Raw genomic sequence first — 20,001 nt, 5'->3', positions numbered from 1 at the left:
GTTATCCCGGCGGGGATGCCGTTAGTTCATCGCGTATCGGCGCTGGTGAGTATCACGGAGCGTTAGCTAAGCTTCTGCATTGCTGCCTGCACGGCGGTTACACATGCGCTTACACGCGCCCGCTCCCTCAAGCGCACAAAAGGATGCGATGAAGACAATTCACCGCCCCGGATGGCAACCGCTGCGCTTGCGCCAGCACCGGGAAGCCCACGGCCTCACCCTCGAAGCCGCAGGTGACCAACTACGCCAGGTCGCCCAGCGGCACGGCCTCACCGCGCCGGCCGCCAATTTCCAGACACTCTGGGCACACGAACAGGGATCGGTATATCCCGGTCCTCACTACCGGCGAGCCTATTGCCTGCTCTATCAGGCGAATGAGCCGACCCTCGGTTTCCGCCTGCCCCTACCCGGCGAAATAACCGAAGTGGAAAATTCCATCTCGGACTTGCCTCAGCCCACCGATCCCGCCGCCGACAACGCCGCCGCCGATGTCATCGAGCAAGCCCTGATCAAAGTCTCCGGCGCCCCCGCCAACGCCGAGCAGAACGCTCTTCTCAACCGCGTCGTGGACGCCTGGCGACGCCGCCACGGACAGGGCAGCCCCAAGCCCATCCTCACCCTCATCGGCGGCTACGCCGGATCCGGCAAGACAGAGTTCTCCCGCTTCCTGTCTGACATCACCGGATGGGCCTTCCTGGACAAAGACTCTCTGACCCGCCACATAGTCGAACGTCTACTCATCTCCCTCGGCGGCGACCCCCACGACCGGCACACCGAGCTGTACCTGCGCGAGGTCCGCCCGCTGGAGTACCGGTGCCTGATGGAGACCGCGTTCGACAATCTCAAGGTCGGCACCTCGGCGATCCTGGCTGCCCCGTTCATCGCTGAGCTGACTGACGCCGACTGGGTCTCTCGCCTCACCAACCGCTGCGCGGCCAGAGGCATCGACGTGGCCGTGGTGTGGGTGCGCTGTGATCCCGAGTCGATGCGCGAGTACATCGAGTTCCGCAGCGCGGCGCGCGACGCCTGGAAGCTCGCCAACTGGCCAACGTACGTCAGCGGCCTCAACACCGACACCAGCCCGCCGACCGCGCACATCACCGTCGACAACCGCCTCGGCGCCGCGATCAGCCTTGCCGACCAGACCCGCGAAACGCTGAAACGGATCCTCACATGATGGGCGTCGTACTGTACGGGCCACCCGCCAGCGGCAAGAGCACCGTCACCGCCGCCCTCGGCCGGCTCGATCCCCGGTTCGTCCTCGTACGCAAGCTGAAGGCCGGCGACCGCCGCGGCACCGAATACGACTTCGTCACCGTCGAGGAGCTGGCCCAGCTGCGCGCCGCCGGGCGTCTCCTGTTGGAGACTCATCGGTACGGCAACACCTACGCGATTGACCGCCACCAGGTCAGTGGACTCATCACCGCTGGGCATCTCCCCGTCGTCCACCTCGGCAACATCGCGGACCTTCGCCGCCTGACCGAGGCCGGCCCCTGGATGACCGTCCTCCTGTGGATCCCACGCCAGGTGTGCGAGCACCGTTCCCGGCAGCGCGGCGACCACGACACCCCACAACGGCTGAAAGCGTGGGATGAGACCCTAGCGGATCTGCACACGCACGCCGAGCCGCCCTTCCGCCACCGTTTCCAGACCGACCTCGTCACGCCGGACGAGATCGCCGTAAGGATTGCCAGTGCTCACGCCGAGCTCAAGGCGGTAGCCGGCGATCAGCACGCTTGACCGGAGAGGATCTGCATCCACAGGGTGTGAGCCGCTTTCGCGGGTGTCCGAGGGCTTTCGGACACGATCTCCAGGTTCTCGCCGGTGATGCGCCGGACGAACCATGCGCCACCCGCCGTACACAGCTCGTACAGCGGAAGCGAGCACGTGCACGTGTGCTCCCTGATCCGCACCCGAGTGCAGCGGTCCTGGCTCTCCTGCCAGCGCACTCTTATCGCCCCGTCATGGGAGCGGGCGGGATGATTGCCGTGACGGTCCGAGCCCGAAGACGGATACCTCACCGCTCCACCGCCATTCGTCCCTGATCGCGCAGCAAGGACACGAAGGTGTCCAGATCGTCCGCGCTCACGGTCTGCAGGAGTCCCTTGTCGATGTCGGCATCCCGAAGGCGGACACCGCGCCGCGTCCCGTAGAAGGCACCTGCGTCACTGCGAAACAGGGACCAGTCCGGGAACGCGGCGCGAAGTACGTCGAGGTCACAGGGAAGCGTCGCCATAACGCCACTGTAGAAGCCCTGTTCACCCCTGTCCATGCCATGACAAAACATGGGCTGGTACGGGGTGTATGTTCAGGTATTCCTATGGTTAGAGCGTGATTGAGTTCGAGCCCGATCGCTTCAGGTGGGAGCAGATCGCCGACGTCCTCCGCCGGCGCATCAGCGACGGCACCTATCGGCCCAAGCACCTGCTGTCCGAGGTGCAGCTCATGCAGGAGTTCGGCGTAGCCCGCGGCACCCTCCGCAAGGCCATGCAACGCCTACGGGACGAAAAGCTGATCTACACGATCCCCAATCTGGGCAGCTTCGTCGGCCAACGCACTGAACCCAGCGCGGCCAACGACGCGCCTTCCGCGGAGCAACCCTGACGAGGTAGCAGCACCTCCGACGTCGTGTGTCAGTCCATCGGCTGCTGCGACAGCTCAGCCGACTCTGTGAACCCACCCCTCCGCGATGTCGGGGATCTCTGAACAACGTCAGCCGAAGACGCTTGACGGAACCGCCCCCACCTCAAACAGCCGAGCGTCGACCGCGGCAGTCGCTCAGACTCTAGGGACATATCCCCAGCTCAAATACGTGATCGCCCTACAGGAAGATCACCGGATGAGACTTATCTCCACGTCTTCAAGGGCCGAGCCGCCTGCAGCGCCTCGGCCGCGCGTGGACGGCAAGCTGGCCCGGCTGCGGCTCTTCGGCCGGTCCAGGCCAGCACCGCCCACGCGCACATAGACCTCCGGCGGGCCAGACCCGCAGACGTGCAGCGATCAGGAATCGCCAAAGCCCACGCGGATCCGTTCGGCTTCTCGTTGCATCTCTTCTGCTTCAACCGAGCGGCCCAACTCCAAGAACGTTACGCCGAGGTTGGGCAAGGAGTTGGCAAAGTCGGGGTAGGTGGCGGCCAACTTCGACGGATGGCCATGGCCTTCCCCTCGACCGGCAGGGCCTCGGCCGGCTGATCCTGTTACCCAATCGTTCAGTCCGGCCGTGACGATCGCTCACTTCGGTACTCGACGCACGGGGTCGGGGCGATCGGCTGCCGCGGACCGGCCTTGCCGGCCCTTGCCATCGCAAAACGGGCGGAGGTTGCGACGTGGACCCGTGAGACGGCAACCAAACGAACCCCATAGGCCAGCCAGGCCCATGAAATTATGCAGTCTCTACGTTTACGTCATGTCCTTCTTCATCGATCGGCTCAATGATGGCGTTGCGGAACAACGTTCTATCAAATTCGCCCCGAACTCGGAAATTAACCTCGAGTTCGACCTCTCCATCGAGTTCACGCAGCTTGGACAAGGCGCGCACTAGGCCGAACAGACCATATTTACTGAATCGCGCACTCACATGAGCGCTCCGGATCAGCTCAGGAGGCGTAGTGCCCTTGGATCCAGTGGGCTCATCACCACCATTTATAGGGCCACTTCCCCCAGAAGCCTTTCCAGGAGGAGCCGTACCCTGCTGGCCTTGACCACCGACCGGATCTGCACTTCCCTTGCCCTCTGCCTGCTCCAAATCAACCTCGCCAACCAATTGGCTAGCGTAGTCCATCCAGAGCAAGGCAGCGTCGTCAGATAGGTCTATTTCGTCGACAGACAGCTGTGTCGCGAATCGCACAGATCGTACGTCGCGAGGCGTAATCTCGCTATCGCCGTTAGCCACGAGGCCTACAACGTAGCCCACTTCACCATTTGCAACAGCACGCGCGATGGCATCCGCAATGGGAGCCGGACGCCACAGTTTTACGAATTCAAAGTAGCTATAGAACCAATCAACGAGATCCGAACATACTACGACCTTCTTACCATCGCTAAGTCCAGCCAACGCCAGCAGCTTGGCAGAGGTAACCCGACTAAATACTTTTGTACTCAAGGCGTCAATGACACGCTCATGCAGCGACTTTCCCGCTGCCACGAGTGAGCGGAGGTCGAATTCCTCGAGTTTATAAGGCTCATTACCACTACGGTCGCGCACAGGAAGCACCACCGTACGATACGCCAGTGCAAGACCAGCAGCCGCATCACGTCGTGCCGCCGCTTGCTTCTCTTGTAGTTCCTCTATCTGTTCAGAATTGAAGTTGTGTTTACTGCTGTCCAATAGCGCAGTAGCGGCCATCCGGACTCTCGTAGCCTGACGGACCTGATCAAACTGTGTATCATCGGGCAAGACCAGCGCCAAGGCATTCCGGTATCGACGAGGAGTGCCATTACCTACATACTCGATGAAACGACTAATTGGTTGCCGCGCATTTGACCAGTCAGGATGCAGGTAACTAACCGTGAAGATGGGCCGATTATCAGCTATCGCGCCCGGGTCTGAAGGCCACAGCTGCACACCCTGCGCCCCTCGAAGCTGCTTTTCCAACTCGATGCGGATCTGCGCAAGCACCTCCTCCCCATGAAAGGAGTTACTCGTATCTCGCACCAACTTGGTCAGGTTTGGTATAGGCTCAAAGCGGTAACGGCGTCCCGCGTGATGCAGATAGAGTTCCTCTTCGCGAAGGTCGCGCAGTGCGGCGGCGAGGATATTCCCGCCCAGCCCGGGAGCCAGCAAGCTGGATACCAAATCGGTCTCCAATACACCTCGCTCTTCCCCGTCCCGGGCGCCAAAGCTGTACAGCATGACTGCGGTGGCCACGCGAGTGCCCACAGTAAGCTGCGCTACAACTGGACTATCTGCGCCTAGTCTCCGATCGACTATCGTAGCTCCACACTCCGGCGAAGTGACATCCGCCGACAGAACCGCAGCGTATCTCTCACGCTCGCCGACTTGAGTGAAAAATGCACCCCTTGTCGCCTCATCCGAGAGATCCACGTCTCCCGGCCCGATCAGTGCACTATTCGAACCCTTGCTCCAAAGAGCGTGAACTGCACATGCTAGGAATTGCAGCGCTCCGCGGGTGCGCTGGTAGTTGGGGAGCGATCCCCATCGGAAGTTCATTAGATCGAGCAGCTCAGGATGAAACGGATACGCAATCATGATCCGCTGACGCAGGTGCTCAGCCGCCTCAACTGCCTCACGCCGCGCCTGGGCCGTCTCCGCTCTCGAGACTAGATGCTTCTCCAGAAGCTCAGCGTGCGCCCTCGCGACTTCTGCTCGGACTTCCTCATCACCTAGCTCGGCGAATAGACGGCGTTGCACCACTCGAAGGATTTCTTCTCCCGATACGGGCTCCCGCTTCGCGTCCACACGCCCGACAAGGTGATCGAGCTGCGTGAGAAGTCCCTCTGCTCCGATTGCCTCCCCGACACTTGCCTGGAGGCTGTAGACCATGACGGCCTTGGGACGATTGTTTACAGCCTCCGTAAGTGCCTGAACGAACAGCATGGCTTGCCGGCCTGCGGTGGAATCGCCTTCCACTACAGCCATAGCCTTTTCAACGTAGACGAGCACCTCGTCCAGCAGGATGAGCACCGGCTTTTCCCCAAAGAGCTGCTGCAAGACAGCTCCGCCCGGGGCAGCTCCGGTCCGGTCATGTTCGGCTACCAGCTCATAGCGACCGAGCTGAGCCCCAAGCTCTCCCCATAGCGTGTGCGTGATGCTTCCGGCCGTCCGAATAGGCGTATTGCGGTCCAGCTCCTCCCCTGACAGCACTGCCACCTGCACGTCTCCTGGGTCAGGGAGGAGGGCCAGTTCGGGGTTGCCTGCGACAGAGCCAGCTCGGTCGCGAACAAGGTGCAGTAGCCCTACCAAGCTGTGGCTCTTCCCTCCGCCGAATGGTGTGCGCAACTGCAGCACACGCGATCCAGGCTGGCCGGCCAAAGCCCCGGTGACGTCGGCGAAGAGCTCGTGCATCTTCTCCGTAAGATATGTTGCCGCGTGAAACTGCCTAGCATCGCGGTACACGGCCGCCGTCTGGGGACTCTCACGGAAGACGCGAGCCAAGTTGACCGCGTAGACGCCCATGTCCAATGCGCCAGAAGTCACGTCCTCGTGAGGCCGTACAACGTGAGTCCACGGCTTCAGGTGGTAGGCGGGGGTGGCCACGGAGACTCCTAATTAGTGACTGTGGCTAGCATCCTGCTTAAAGCATTGCGTTACTGTCAACTAGGCTTCGCCAGGAGACTAGCAGTGTCTCAGCGGCCCCTGCCTCACGTCCCTTTGCCCCTTGACCGGCTGAACGAAGTGCTCGGCCAGCCAGTGCTTGCACGACCTGACGCACCTGTTGGAGGTAGGGTTGTACCTGGAGAAGATAGGCTCGCATATCGCTCGGCTTATGTTCAGCACGCCAAAGCATGCCATGAACAATGTCTATCAAGGGGGCTGGTCGACCAGTCTCCGCGTTAGGCAGTCCCAGCCTTTCGTCAGATCCTCGGTCGGTATAGTCACGAAGGGCAACAGTACCTTTGACCTTGTTGACAAGCGGGTTGTGCCCGGCCATCAACCCGGCTGTACTCCCAAGGTCAGCGCTGCACATCCTAGCCAGGTTATTCATCTCATCGAAGGGCACGGAAAAGTAGCCGTACGAGTACTGAGACGCGATATAAAACCTCGTGGCTGAGTCCACCGCGCCAATAGATCCAAAGATGGCATCCAGCACTTTCAGCTGAACAATTTCGAGGAAGCGTTCTGACGGGAGCACCTCCCCGTTGTCCTGCTCCACGCGGTCGTAGCGGGTAAGTGCTCGGAGGCCAGCACCTACGGTGGCAATCACGAGATCGGCACCGGTAATGCCAAGCTGTTGCAGACGCTCTAGCCGAGATTCGATGATCGAGTCAAGTTCCTCGAGTACGTCGGCTTCCATTCCGACCCCGGCCTCTGACGATCGCTTACGGGCCACCAGAAAGATCGACGTAGCCAGCGCGGCTGTATCCTGCCCAACAGCACGCTGCTTCATTTCAGTATCTATCGGCCACGCCTCTGTGATCATAAACCCGGAACCGCGCAGGGAGTCTACGAGACTAGCCCACCCCATCGTAGTTTTATGAGCGTATACACAGACCATTGGTGCGCCAGGCTTAAGAATACGATAAGCCTCGTCGAATGCCTGGCCCATCAGGGACTCGTAATGGCCACGCGCCTTATCTTTCTGATTGTTATGCCTATAAGGCGATACAACAGCCTCGTTTCTCTTGGGCGTGACATGGCCCCCGAGGTCAAGAGGATACAGCTCGCCTAGTGACCGTTTTAGCCACACGTAGAAAAAGTCGGAGAGGTCCGCATAGGAAATATTGTCATAATACGGAGGATCGGTAATAACTGCGTCTATCGAGTTCGAAGCAAGCGGAAGATCTCCAGCTGACCCTCTAATACAGGTGACTGATCTGCCTATCCCGGATAGTCGTTCGATAAGCTCTACTGTCTCATTCAGGTACTTACGGACATCACCGCTACTGCCCCCGAACGGATTAGTTTCTGCAAAATCCCATACCATTGGCAGTGCTTGACGGGAAAAGGTGTTGGCTGCGCCCTCGTAGGTCTCGGCAGCAATCCAGCGACAGAGACTGCTACAGTGATCGGCCACCTTGCTGATAACCATAGCCAATGCCGTGGCAACTGCCTTGGCTCGTTCTTCGGCCATACCGCCCTCTAGCATGGCGCCATAGACACGCCGCACGCCAACTGACAGCGTCATCAGCGCCAGCAGCTGGCGGGGCGTGAAAATATCGCTGTAAGTTGGCATCCCATAATCGGGCGGGGCGAACCATCTAGTGTCGCCGTCGGGAATACGCTCGTCCGGGGCGCTGACCCCCAACGCCGACAATCGCTGCTTGCAATAGTCATCGTCCGGAAGAGTGTATTTACCAACAGGCAGGTATTCGCGCCCCTTAGGCTTCTTCCAGCGACCGTTTTTCCCTTTTTCGGGTTTCCGAAGTACGACAGCCGCCAGAGGGGCTACCCCAAGCCGCTTAGCTCGCCCTTCTTCCTTGATGTGCTCATCATCAACAGTGGCGCCACATATATGGCATACCGTGTTCCCGCGTCTCGTTCCTTCGGATGGGTCAAAACCCAGTTCGGCCGCCGAGGATGCCTTTACAACCTCATAATGTATAGTCTGCTTCTGGCGATCAACTACTGGTCGCAGCGCGGTAGGAACCTTCCGGGCGAGCCACGTTTGACGTATCAGATGAACTTGATGTGGCTCTCGGGCTGGATTGGGGCAGCGCACGGTGCGGGTCCAGAGATAGGCGAATGGCCGCCTTCTTCCCGTAGGAGGTTCATCACTGAGGCCCAGTGGAAAAGCCTGTTGACTGGAATCTTCCGAGTCTTCCTGTATTGGCGGATAGAGATCAGATAGTTCTTCCCAGGCACGCTCGACCCAGAGGGTTCCCCACTTTTGGATGTCGTCGCTGAGGCCCGGGAACCGCTGGGGATAATCCAGCATCATTTTCTCGATTAGATGTGCGACCGGATTAAGCTCGTTGGCTGTGACCTCGCAACCCAATCGTGCTGCCTCAAGAGGGATGGCACCGCCGCCCGAAAACAGATCCACCACTCGCGGTGGAATACCATCATTCGACGCCAGGACTGCATCTCGCGCGCTAGCCACGATGTTCGCGGAAGCATCCCACTTGCAGAGTGCGGCAAAAAAATCTCGCTCTTCGTGCAAGGATCTGACTCGCTTATCCGCTGGGACTAGTGCTGAGTAGACCGCAGCACGTGAAGCCGCCAGTGGCCGACGAGCCCACCACAGATGTAGTGAAGCCGGGTGGCCTTTTCTCCCGCCTTGCTTCTCGTCGTAGCAGGCACGGCCAATGACGTCAATGGGTATCACGTCTTCTATCAGCCTGGTTGGCTCGTTCACGCCGTTTTCCTTGTCCCTCATGCCCGAGCCCTAATGCTAGCAGACGGCACCCTGTATCCGGTGATTTCGTGTATCTCACTCACATTTGGAAGAGTGTGATACGGGTCCTGGATACATATCAAGTTTGGCTGCTCTCCTGTGGCACTGTAGACGACATACAACCAGAACGCCTTACCCCATCGTTGAGCCGCGTACCACTCAGTTCGATACAGTCCAACGTCGCCAGTTGGCGTGCTCCGGCCCTTAACTTCGATTCGGCGAACTTCCAAGACACCATCGGTGCCTGCACGAGTGGACCGAATGTCAAACCCGGAGCCATCGCGTGCCTCGCCCACATACTCGGGCTCCCAGCCTTGAGCACGCTCATATGCCATCGCAACTGCGACAGCTGCGTCTTCTACTTCCTTGCTCGCACGCATGAGATTCGCGTCGGAATCCGATGATGCCGTGGGGGGCACCACGCAGGCGGTTCCGATGTGTGTTACCTTGCCAGCCCGGATGACCCCAAGGCGACGCAAGCTGTTCAGTTTTGAGGTTCGCCGATGCTTTAGTTCAGCCAGTGCACGTTCTGCATTGTCCCGCAGCAGTTTATATGAATCGTCGCCGCCGGCAACACGCATGTTGTAGTCCAGCCAGCGATCCTGGAGACGTCGCTCCTGCGCTGCTAGTGCTTCCTGGAGATATGTTGAACTGAGCTCGGCCTGCGCTAGGCGCTTAGTTCTCTCGATATTTGTTCGCTGCAGCTGAATATTCGCACGAACCCAATTGATTGCAGAGGAAATCTGTTCGGTGCTAGGTGGTTGAGCATCACGGTCTGCAGCCGCGGTGAGAGTGTGAAGGATATCAGCGGGTCCCTGCTCGAAACCGTGAACGTCATCGATTACTGCCACGATCTCGGCAAATGCTGTCTCTACCTGCCCTTGTGTGGTTTCTCCAATAACCTCAAACGCAAAGAAGTGGACTGCATAGGAGTGCGCTGTAGCAGGATCAATGAAGACCGCCGCCCCCTGGGGGACTCCTACACTTGCTAGGTCTCGTTCCAGAACCTCCGTGAGCGCGCTGAACAGGGGATGCCCCGGAGACAGCAAGGTAGCGTCCTCGTGCTCCACTCGATTCCTCTGCTCCTTGCGAAACGTGATTTTCCTGTATTCGAGTTCGGGACGCCCTTTTCGACGTACAGAACTTAGATCGTCACTACGAAGGGCAGCTGGAACGTGCTCAAGGCGAAGGAGAGAATCTGCACGCCGTTCGACCCGCATTTTTTGTCGTTGCGCAGCTGCAACAAAAAAGGCTTCCACGTATTCGGGCATCAGCCGACGTTCCTCGGACAAGAAACTTTGGCCGCGCACCCATTCCACATCGACATACTTCTTCGCCAAGGCGATTCCTGTAGCTCGCTCGTACTCCCGGAGCCTTTCAGGGTCCAATTGACTGATCGCATCCAATGCCTGGTTGCGGTTCGCTTGAGTCGGGTTTGACAGTGTGTCTCGCACGAGTCGTTCGAAGTCCACACCATTTAGCGCAAGCAGGTCTCCTATTACGTCATATATACGGCCTCCAAGAGCTGTTGCCATGTCGACAAGCTTGGCCATTAGGCGTTCAAGGAGCTGCCCCTCTACGGTGTTTACCGCACAGAAATTGAATATCCAACAGTCGGCAGTCTGTCCGATTCTGTGGACTCGCCCCATGCGCTGTTCCAGGCGCACGGGATTCCAAGGCAGGTCGTAGTTGATCATTAGGTGGCAAAACTGAAGATTGATGCCCTCACCGGCAGCTTCAGTAGCCACACATATCTGCTTGTTCGCACGGAAGTCGTGCTGGATCTTCTTGCGCTCCATGGGATTGTGACCTCCATGGATCGTGCATACGCTATACCCCCATTCACGGAGGTGTCGATCGAGATAATGCAGTGTGTCGCGGTGTTCCGTGAAGATAAGCAGCTTCCCGCGGCCGTCCCGCAACTCGGCAAACTCAGCCCGCTCTAGGCAGCCACGCAACGCGGCGAGTTTACGTTCTTCGCCTTGGTTCATAAGTCGAGATGCCTTGGCGGCAAGCCTTCTCAGCTGCGTGATTTCCATTCGGAGCTCAGCAAGTTGGCGGGCGCCACTAACCTGTGTTGCGAGCAGTTCATCGGTACGTTCGTCGACGTCTTCAGATCCGCTTTCTGCCTCGTCTATGTCGATATCGGCTGGCATTCGCCCCAAAGACTCCAGCCTGCGCCGGCGTTCTCCAGGCTTCATCCCTTCGAGACTGTTAGCCAGTTCCGTTAGCCGCTCAGCACGCTTCTCTAGCGACGAATGGATGGCGCCGATGCTAGACGCGAGTCGACGCTGCAACACAGTGCGAGCCAATGCTACCGCGTTGCCACGCCTGCCGCTCGTCGCCCCAAGGAACTTATTCACGTATTCCGTGACATCTTCATATAGCTCGTGCTCGGCTGGCGATAGGAGAAATGGTTGCGTACGCACATGGCGCTCGACGAATAGGAGATCACCGCGTTCATCGCGAAGATCCTCTTTCTGCCGTCTTAGGAAAAACTGACTATGTTCGTCTCCTATTTGTTTCTTGACCAACTCGGGGGTGGCGAACTGATCCGGGTCAAGTAGTGCGAGAAAGCGTGTGAATCGATCCTCATCTCCAGAGTGCGGCGTGGCAGTGAGTAGTAGTACCCGTTCGGCACGCTCCGACACAGATTCTACGAGGCTGTATCGCTTTGTCTTAACTACCGAATCGTCTTTTTCGCTCTTCGTGTACGCTGAGGCTTTATGCGCTTCATCGACAATTACCAGGTCCCAGTCGGCGCGCTGTAGATCATCTCGCACTGAATCGCGCTTGGCGAAATCTATGCTGGCGATGACAAGTGGGTATCTATCCCAGGGGTTGCGACCAGACCGATTAACCATGCGTTCGCTGCCAATGATTTCAAAATGCTCATCGAACTTATCGAGGAGTTCGTCTTGCCACTGCGTCGTGAGTGGAGCTGGACATAGAATTAGACATCGTTCAACCGCACCGCGCAACCGTAGCTCCTTGAGAAGGAGCCCGGCCATGATTGTCTTACCTGCACCCGGATCGTCAGCAAGTACAAAACGCAGCCGTGGCTGCGGGAGCATGTTTCGATATACGGCCTCGATTTGATGTGGCAGTCCTCTAACGCCGCTGAGCGAGACAGCAAACAAGGGATCATGTGCATACGCGAGGTGAATACGTTGGGATTCCACCCACAGGAACATGTCTTGGGGTGAGACGAGTTCCTGACCAATAGACGTTGCTGTTGCGAGAGCAGCTTCTAGTTCAGTCACCGCGATTTGGGTTTCATCGGGTGCTCCTGATTTGTGACGGACTCGAAGCAGCACGAAACCCGGCGCGATTTCCTCAAGGTCTTCGATTCGCACAGGCTGGGAAAAGTGTCCGTCGAGCGACACAAGTGTGTTGCGCACTCGATCGCGCAAGTCGTCCATGTCTGCCGCCTCCCGAAGCATGGTCCAGCTGCAGGGGCCGACTCCGAGCACCCCCACGCAGGGGCCCGATCATACTGCGCACGCCCGACAGAAGGACATGGTTGCTTTGAGACCCAAGTCCCTTGGGGTAACCGTGCCCTCACCCATTTGGGTCAGCGACCACCTTGAGCGCCTGAGAAGTGAGGTTTCTGCAGATACGAGGCCACTTCCGAATACCAGTGGAGGCTCTGAGCCGAGAGATCGAAGCTGGCAAGCTGGCGTACATGGTTGCCTCGTGGCTTCCCCGGTCCTGCCGGCCCGCCGATCTGCGAGCTCATGCGCGACGTTCTCGGGTTGCCGCCACAACCTGGATGCTGTCTGCGGGGCCGGGAACATCGACGGCCTGGCCGACCCCAGGTCCGCGATAAGCACGGTCGCCTGTTCACAAGCAACCTCCATCTGCCGGCCGTCCCCGCGGAGGCGGTTCTTCCAAGGCGAGTGTCCATCCGACCTACCGGGCACGAAGGCCGGGACAGCTACGCGGTCGGCGAACCGAGTCTTGACCTCCGGCGCCCCGGCTTTGGTCGGGCAGTTACGAGGAAGACAAGCAAGATCAGAACACCAAGAGGGCATCTGAGAGCAGCATCCCCACCCGCGCATCCGCGCCACCGTCCACACGTGCCTGATGGCCATCTCAATCAGCCGAGCAGGATGATCTCTCGGCGTGAAGGCGGAAGATCGGCGGTTCGACCCAGTAGGCCGAAGCCATGCACCATAGAGTCACAATTCACAAAGAGAGGAGTGAATGGTGGCAGACGCGGCGGTACCCGACTTCGACCAGCGCCTCGCGGGATTCGAGTCGGCAGCGTTCACTCGACTGCGGCCGGGACAGAGCCAGGTCCTTGCCACATACGCCGAGCACCATCTCAATACGGCCGACGTAGCCATCGAGATGCCGACTGGCGAGGGAAAAACCCTGCTCGCTCTGCTGATCGCCGACTACGCCCTCGACCAGGGCCGCTCAGTCGCCTACCTAACTGGCACGCGCCAACTCGCCGAACGCGTCGAAGAAGAGGCCTCCGCGCTGGGGCTGGAGGTCGTCCGCTTCGCCGCGAGGGACTACGGGGGAGCCAAGCTCGATGACTACCACCAGGCACGCGCCGTCGGCGTCATGAACTACTGGGTCTACTTCAACAGCAAACCGGTCCCGCAACCTGCCGACCTGGTTATCTTCGATGACGCACACCTTGCAGAGCAGCCTCTCAGCGGACTGCAGACCCTCCGCATTCCCGACAAACCCGGCCCGGCCCGTCTGCTCTATCGCACGATCTGCGAGCTCGTGGTCGCGCACACCGACGCCTACCCCGGCTTGAGAGCGATGCTGGACGGCACAGCGCGCCCTGGAACCCCGCCGGAGCTGCTGTCCTTCAGCGACTGGGCTGCGATCGTGATACCGGCGCGCGACGCCATCGAGGCGTCGCCCCTCATCAGCGACGACGAGGTCAGGCACGTTTGGCCGAACGTCCGGCAGCACCTCGGACGCTGCGGGGTTCTCATCGGACCGTCCGGCATCGAGATCCGCCCCTACCATCCGCCCACCTCACTCAACTCCTGGTACAGCCGGGCCAAGCAGCGGATTTATCTGTCGGCAACGCTGGGCTCGATGGACGACCTGCAGCGGCGCGTCGGCGGCGGGCCGGTCACCCGCCTCGAGACCCCGCAACCGCTTCCATCGGGGGCGACCGGCGAGCGACTTCTGGCGCTTAACCCCAGTGGAGAGCAGCCTTACGATCAAAACGTGCTCGGCTGGGCGTTGGCCCAAGCCCAGGCCGCAGGCGGGCGCGCCGCCTGGTTGTGCGCCAGCCACGCAGAGGCCGACACCCTCCAAGAGGTCTTGACCGCCAACGGACTACCGGTCTACCGGCTTCGCCCCGGCGACGACGCGATCGTCGACACCTGGAGCCGGGTCGCGAGCGGGCACCTCGTAACCGCTGGCCGCTACGACGGGCTCGACCTCGCGGGCGATGTCTGCAAGCTCGTCATTATCACGACGGTCCCGCAGGCGAGCAGCGAATTTGAGCGGTTCGTGGTTGCCTACCTTGGCGACGCCAGCTTCATGCGTCACCGCGTCGGGCAGCGGGTCACCCAGGCCCTCGGGCGCGCCAATCGGGAGGCGACAGATCGGTCGCTTTACCTGGGGCTGGACCCCACCTTCGCTCAGATTCTCGCCGACCCAGCAGTCCGCAGGTCGATCCCCGCTGGCACTGAACCCACCATTCGAGCCGCGCTGGAGCTCTACGACAAGGGCTGGGAGGGCACCCTGCGCGAGTGCGCCGCCTTCTGGCAACCGGCCGGTCAAGGCCTCGCACCGACCGAGCCCGCCAACCCGACCCCTCGACGCAAGGCCCGCCCCGGCAGGAACACCGGCGGACGAGGCGATGTGTCCAGTGCCGACGCCGAGGTGTCAGCCGCAACCGACCTCTGGATCGGCGACCAGGCCGCAGCCGCCAAGAAGGCCCGCGAAGCCGCGACCCAACTCGGCGACGCTGGCGAGACCGAGCACGCGGCGTTCTGGCGCTACATCGAGGCGCACGCCCACTTCGATCGAGGACGTCCTCAGGACCTAGCCGCCGCACGCAAGGCCCTGGAAGACGCTACCAACAACGGCCCGCGCACTACCTGGTTCCGCCGGCTGGCCCGCACCGTCGCCGACCTTGAAGGATACGAACAGACCGCTGACGACACCGACCGTTTCTTTCTCGCCTGGGACGAGTGGCGCCGCGAAGCCGGTGCCCGCCTCGCCCGCGCGCTCTCCGACGGTCGCACTCTGCTCACCGGCAGCCATGACCAGCAGTGCGAAGGATTGAAGATACTCTCCCGCCTCGTTGGCGCAAGTGGAGAACGCCCACCCAAGACCGAGCAGAGCGCTACGGACTGCCGCTGGACCTGGTCCACGGTCAAGCGCGCCGAGCGCCGCGTCTGGGAAGTCAAAACCGGCAAGCCCAACCCGCTCGCTCGCGGCGACGTCAACCAACTCCTCGGGCAAATCGAAGTCGAGACCAGGCGCGCTGCCAAGACGCTGGTGTACGGCTGCCTGCTCACACCAGCCACCAGCGTGAACCCCGATGCAGCGGAAGCCGCCCGCGACAAAATCACGCTGATCAACCACAGCGCCGTAGTCAAACTCTATGACCTGCTGGCTAGCCGTCTCCGTCAGTACGATGCGCTGTGCGGCGACGGTAACGCCGAAGCGCGGGGCGAAGCTCGCACGAAGATTGAGGCACTCCTGCCACCGGACGGCTGGTTGGGCAAGTTGCTGTCGCCGACCCAAGGCAAGCTTATTACCGCCGACGACATAACCGCGATCTTCCCCTCCACCTGACCACTGCTGATCGTGGGTTCCACCAGGCCAGTAGGTCACTCTGGGCGGTATAGCGCGATGGGGCCCGGGAGTGGGCGTGCGACGAGTTGGTGTCCGGCTACAAGCTACAAGGCCAGGCAGCCCGTCCATCAATAGAAGGGGAGGAAGGGAGTGCGCGATGTTCGGGCAGAAATGTTGTTGCGGAAGGCCGCGCGATAACAGCCCGCGGCGTAAGGCATGGTGCGACTCTCCTTACGAGGCGGTACAGTCGTCAAGTAGTCGTTTGCCTATTAGGCAATCGAGCAGCTTCAGAGTTCGTAGCTCTGAAGTGGCGAGGGCGGCACGCCGCGCACATCGGCTGCGCAACCAGTCTGCGCGACGGCCGCCCCTGGTGCAGTGGCGCTGAGTCGAGAGGTTGCAGCCTCCGGCTCAGCGACCTGCGCTGAGGATCACCTCCACCAGGATCAGGATCACGCGGACAATGATCGTCGCGAGATCCTGCGGCCTAGGGGGCTCCCAACGCCTGTACCATGGCGCCTTCTCTTCCATCTCGATCCTCTCGGTCATCTGTTGGACCGGGACATCGACTGGCGTGCCGGTCGAGCCCGCGCGGATCTGGCCGACACGGTTGAGAAGAAGCCTGGTTCGAGAGTAGAGCACGTCTTTTGAGATTGTTGCCGATCGAGATCATTTTCGGACATCGTGCACCGTTGTCTAGCTGGCTAAGGGAACTACTGGAAATGGCTGTGTAACGACAGGTCATCTACCAGGGATAATGCCGCGGCGCTACGATGCCAAAAACCTATTTGTGAAGTGCGTCACATTTCTTGCCCCTCTGCAGCGGCACCTGACTCATCTATGAACCCTGCGCCTGGTTAGCGATGAACCGGAGCATCGCAACTATGCAGTCCTGCTCCTCCGGGGTCAGTCCGGTGTGAAGCTTGCGGATGGCGACTCGTATCTCGTCCAGGGTTAGGTCGCCGTCGAGGGCATGAAAGCTTCCCCGGACGGGGTGCCAGCCCGCCTCGCGCGTATGGGACATGCGCGGGATGATCTTGAAGGCTTTACGAGATGTGCGAGGCATTCCTGCAGCTCAGACCCCATAATGTTGTCGTACTGCTCTCGCTCTCCTAAAGCGGTTGCCGCAGGTTCGGATCCTGCCGGGGGCACTCATGTGATGTCTCGGGACATCGGAAACCCTCGAACCTACGGGTTCGGAGGTTCGTCTTGTTCGGGGTTGCCTGGGGCTGGTAGTCGCGGGCGGGATCGAGGATCAGCTCGCGCAGGAGTTCTCCGGTGACGGCGTTGACGACGCGGATGTGCAGGTCGTCGATCAGGAGGATGACGTGGGTTCGGGCGTGGGTTCGCCCGATGCCGATGTGGTGCAGCCGGCCGTTGACGCGCAGGGTGACCACGCCCGAGGGATCGATGCGGTCGTGGCGGACGCGCGCGTGGGTGTCGCCGTCGCGGATGCCTTCGGGCAGGGCCTTGGGCGAGGCGGCGTAGACGGCTGCCGGGGTAGCGCGGTGCAGCAAGGACCGATGCGGGCGGTGGTGGTTGTAGACGTCGCAGAAGCGGTCCAGGAGTGCTTGCAGGTCGGCGAGGGTGGCCGGTTGGCCGGGCTGGGCGCGTAGCCAGTTCTTCATCGTCTGCTGGAAGCGTTCGACCTTGCCGCAGGTGGTGGGGTGGTTGGGCGTGGAGTTCTTCTGCCGGACGTGCAGGCGGCGCAGTTCGTGTTCGAAGGCGCTGCGGCCGCCGGCCAGTCGGGTGGTGAAGACCATGGCGTTGTCGGTCAGGGTGGAGGCAGGCACGCCGTGGGCGGCGACCGCAGTGCGGAAGGTGTCGCGCACGGCCGGGCCGGTGACACGGGCGTGCGCCGCCACGGACAGGGCGTAGCGGGAGTGGTCGTCCAGCCAGGACAGGAGCTCGGCATCACTGCCGTCGGCGAGGCGGTAGTGCGTGAAGTCGGCCTGCCAGGTCTCGTTCGGCATCTGGGCTTGGAAGCGGATGCAGGACGAGCGGGGTCGTTGCTTCGGCTCGGGCGCGACCAGGCCGTGGCGAGTGAGGTAGCGGCTGATCGTGGCCCGCGACACCGTCCGCCCGTGGTGCTGGCGCAGGTGCCGGGCGATGGTGTCCGGGCCGGCGTCCAGTCCCTGCTCGGCGAGTTCCTTGCGCAGTGATCGACCTCGACACCGGCCCGCGCCGCCGCCAGCCAGCCGATGAGGTCCGCGCCGATCGAGATGCCCTCCCGGGGCTCCTCGGCGTCGCGGAACTCCTGCACCACGATCAACGTCGCCTCCCAGCCCCGGTCGCCGGCGAGATCGCGCAGCGTCTGCGCACCCCGGTCACCCCACGCCGTCAGCCTGCCGAACACCTCCTCCAACTGGTCCGACCCCACCTGCCGGCCGAGTGCGAGGGTCCATGAACTGAACCCGTACGGCTTAGGGGACGGGCGGCCGTGCCGGGTGAACTCGTCGGGTGCGACACCGAGCGCCTGGGTCACCGATTCCGGGTCACCGTCATCGGCGACCAGGCGCAGGTACACGTTGAACATGCGCTACTTCCACTCGTACGCCGACTTGATCTTGGCCTTGCCGCCCTTACGGGGCGCGCGGCGCGCTGGGAGGAGGACGAACAAGAGCACAGGCGGACGGTGTTGGCCGTCGTGGAAGGTGGGGTGACAGGACGGTTGGTTCTGCTTGAGTCGCGTCGATGTCCTGCGTTTGCGGTGGTATGTCAGGCCCTGGGGAGAAGCTCATCGGCCGTGGGCCGGCTCTTCGGGCGGAAACACTACGTGTTCGCCGTTTCTTTGCAGGAAACGCCATGCCTCGGCACGGCCGGAGCTGACGGGGAATGCCTCCACGGTGAATTCCTGGTCCAGTTCGACGTGGAGGTCGCCGAAGGGGGATATGCGCACGGTGGTCACGGTGGGTTGGAGTTCTGCGAAGGTGGCGTCGACGCGGTCCGCCATGAAGTCGTACATGGTTCGTTCGCTGTCGGGCCTGCCGGTGTCGCGGACTTCGCTTTCGCGCCAGGCGAGGTCTGCGGAACCGAGGATCACCCGGCTCTGGTAGGTGATGCGGAAGGGACATTGGAGGTGGAGCGCGAAGGCGCTGCACCTGTCGTCGGCCAACGCGTTCGACGGTGCGGGGTCGAATTCGATGATCCCCATGTTCAGTGCCCGGCCGACGCCGATCGCGTGCAGCCCCAGGAGCGTTCGGAGACGTTCCTCCAGACGGGGATGATGATGAGGCGGGTCGGGAAACAGGGTGGTCCTCCGAATGGCTCCGGCGCTGGCGCTGACCTTGAAGAGGCGGTTCGAGCGGCTCGGGAATCCGCGCTGATGTCCAGCACCGGTCTGGCGACTCGGACGCCGTCCGTCCTTCACCAGGACCTGCTCCAGATACGCGAGCTGGGCATCGTCCTCCCGTGCCTCCTGGACAGCAACGCCTTGCGCCCGGCGGTCTCGCGAGCGTCGCGCGTGCCGATCAAGCTCATTCTGGCGAAAGCATGAGGTATTGATCGACCTCGACACCGGCCCGCGCCTCCGCCAGCCAGCCGATGAGGTCCGCGCCGATCGAGATGCCCTTCTCCCGGGGCTCCTCGGCGTCGCGGAACTCCTGCACCACGATCAACGTCGCCTCCCAGCCCCGGTCGCCGGCGAGATCGCGCAGCGTCTGCGCACCCCGGTCACCCCACGCCGTCAGCCTGCCGAACACCTCCTCCAACTGGTCCGACCTCACCTGCCGGCCGAGTGCGAGGGTCCATGAACTGAACCCGTACGGCCTGCCCGTCCTAGGGGACGGAAGGCCGTGCCGGGTGAACTCGTCGGGTGCGATACCGAGCGCCTGGGTTACCGATTCCGGGTCACCGTCATCGGCGACCAGGCGCAGGTACACGTTGAACATGCGCTACTTCCACTTGTACGCGTCCTTGCTGATGAGCCAGTAGTAGCCGTCCGATCCCTTGTAGACGTCGAAACTCGAGACCTTGGCGCCACGTCCGAGCTCTTCACGCTTGAACTCGTGCGGATCGAGATCGTACCGCTCTCGCAACTCCTGCTCGAGACGCCGCTCCTTCACCTTGTTGAACTCGGCGGCCCTCTCGGTGGCCGCGCAGTCCTCGCCGGGCCGCTTATCCTCGTTGTGGACGAGCACGTCCACCCCGCCCACGACGACGTGGTAGCTGTTCAGACCGGCGACCGTGAGGTTGTGCATACGCTGCT

General features: G+C 61.4%; 13 protein-coding genes and 1 pseudogene. 4 read left to right on the top strand and 10 right to left on the bottom strand.

The features are described from left to right. Positions 1–148 precede the first annotated feature (148 nt). Complete coding sequence (locus AC27IY_RS21590) at positions 149–1,177, top strand: P-loop nucleotide/nucleoside kinase family protein (protein WP_487178996.1); 1,029 nt, start codon at positions 149–151, stop codon at positions 1,175–1,177. Next, complete coding sequence (locus AC27IY_RS21585) at positions 1,177–1,740, top strand: guanylate kinase (RefSeq protein ID WP_487178995.1); 564 nt, start codon at positions 1,177–1,179, stop codon at positions 1,738–1,740. The genes AC27IY_RS21590 and AC27IY_RS21585 overlap by 1 nt, the downstream gene beginning before the upstream one ends. A 277-nt stretch (positions 1,741–2,017) precedes the next feature. Here AC27IY_RS21585 and AC27IY_RS21580 read toward each other — a convergent pair whose 3' ends face one another. Continuing rightward, positions 2,018–2,236 carry a hypothetical protein gene (locus AC27IY_RS21580; RefSeq protein WP_487178994.1) on the bottom strand — a complete coding sequence of 73 codons (219 nt, stop codon included), beginning with the start codon at positions 2,234–2,236 and terminating at the stop codon, positions 2,018–2,020. A gap of 95 nt (positions 2,237–2,331) precedes the next feature. Between AC27IY_RS21580 and AC27IY_RS21575 the strand changes: the two genes are divergently transcribed. After that, positions 2,332–2,604 carry a GntR family transcriptional regulator gene (locus tag AC27IY_RS21575; RefSeq protein WP_487178993.1) on the top strand — a complete coding sequence of 91 codons (273 nt, stop codon included), beginning with the start codon at positions 2,332–2,334 and terminating at the stop codon, positions 2,602–2,604. Positions 2,605–3,382: 778 nt separating this feature from the next. On the opposite strand, the gene AC27IY_RS21570 is transcribed toward AC27IY_RS21575, so the two are convergent. From AC27IY_RS21570 to AC27IY_RS21560, 3 genes are all read right to left on the bottom strand, one after another. After that, on the bottom strand, positions 3,383–5,830 hold the full coding sequence (locus tag AC27IY_RS21570; RefSeq protein ID WP_487178992.1) for a DUF499 family protein: 2,448 nt from the start codon (positions 5,828–5,830) through the stop codon (positions 3,383–3,385). A gap of 424 nt (positions 5,831–6,254) precedes the next feature. After that, positions 6,255–8,975 carry a DUF1156 domain-containing protein gene (locus AC27IY_RS21565; protein ID WP_487178991.1) on the bottom strand — a complete coding sequence of 907 codons (2,721 nt, stop codon included), beginning with the start codon at positions 8,973–8,975 and terminating at the stop codon, positions 6,255–6,257. Between the two features lie 17 nt (positions 8,976–8,992). Next, the gene (locus AC27IY_RS21560) at positions 8,993–12,436 is read right to left on the bottom strand and encodes a helicase-related protein (RefSeq protein WP_487178990.1); all 3,444 of its coding nucleotides are present in this window, start codon (positions 12,434–12,436) and stop codon (positions 8,993–8,995) included. Positions 12,437–13,220: 784 nt separating this feature from the next. Between AC27IY_RS21560 and AC27IY_RS21555 the strand changes: the two genes are divergently transcribed. Beyond that, positions 13,221–15,797 (top strand): DEAD/DEAH box helicase, encoded by a 2,577-nt coding sequence (locus tag AC27IY_RS21555; protein ID WP_487178989.1) that lies wholly within the window; start codon positions 13,221–13,223, stop codon positions 15,795–15,797. 408 nt (positions 15,798–16,205) lie between these two features. Here AC27IY_RS21555 and AC27IY_RS21550 read toward each other — a convergent pair whose 3' ends face one another. From AC27IY_RS21550 to AC27IY_RS21525, 6 genes and pseudogenes are all read right to left on the bottom strand, one after another. Further along, positions 16,206–16,436, bottom strand: a complete 231-nt coding sequence (locus AC27IY_RS21550) for a hypothetical protein (RefSeq protein ID WP_487178988.1) — start codon at positions 16,434–16,436, stop codon at positions 16,206–16,208. 470 nt (positions 16,437–16,906) lie between these two features. Then, on the bottom strand, positions 16,907–17,869 hold the full coding sequence (locus AC27IY_RS21545) for an integrase core domain-containing protein (RefSeq protein ID WP_487178987.1): 963 nt from the start codon (positions 17,867–17,869) through the stop codon (positions 16,907–16,909). Between the two features lie 104 nt (positions 17,870–17,973). After that, positions 17,974–18,330 (bottom strand): annotated as a pseudogene (locus AC27IY_RS21540) (DUF4279 domain-containing protein); the annotation flags it as partial. Positions 18,331–18,531: 201 nt separating this feature from the next. Further along, positions 18,532–19,311 carry a hypothetical protein gene (locus AC27IY_RS21535; RefSeq protein ID WP_487178986.1) on the bottom strand — a complete coding sequence of 260 codons (780 nt, stop codon included), beginning with the start codon at positions 19,309–19,311 and terminating at the stop codon, positions 18,532–18,534. Then, positions 19,271–19,684: a DUF4279 domain-containing protein gene (locus tag AC27IY_RS21530; RefSeq protein ID WP_487178985.1), complete on the bottom strand. Its 414-nt coding sequence runs from the start codon at positions 19,682–19,684 to the stop codon at positions 19,271–19,273. Before AC27IY_RS21530 ends, AC27IY_RS21535 begins: the two co-directional genes overlap by 41 nt. A 3-nt stretch (positions 19,685–19,687) precedes the next feature. Beyond that, positions 19,688–19,993 carry a hypothetical protein gene (locus tag AC27IY_RS21525; protein WP_487178984.1) on the bottom strand — a complete coding sequence of 102 codons (306 nt, stop codon included), beginning with the start codon at positions 19,991–19,993 and terminating at the stop codon, positions 19,688–19,690. Positions 19,994–20,001: the final 8 nt, after the last annotated feature.

It is taken from the genome of Nonomuraea sp. B208 (assembly GCF_057536035.1).
The sequence above is the reverse complement of the archived record's forward strand: the minus strand, read 5'-3'. Positions and strand labels throughout refer to the sequence as shown.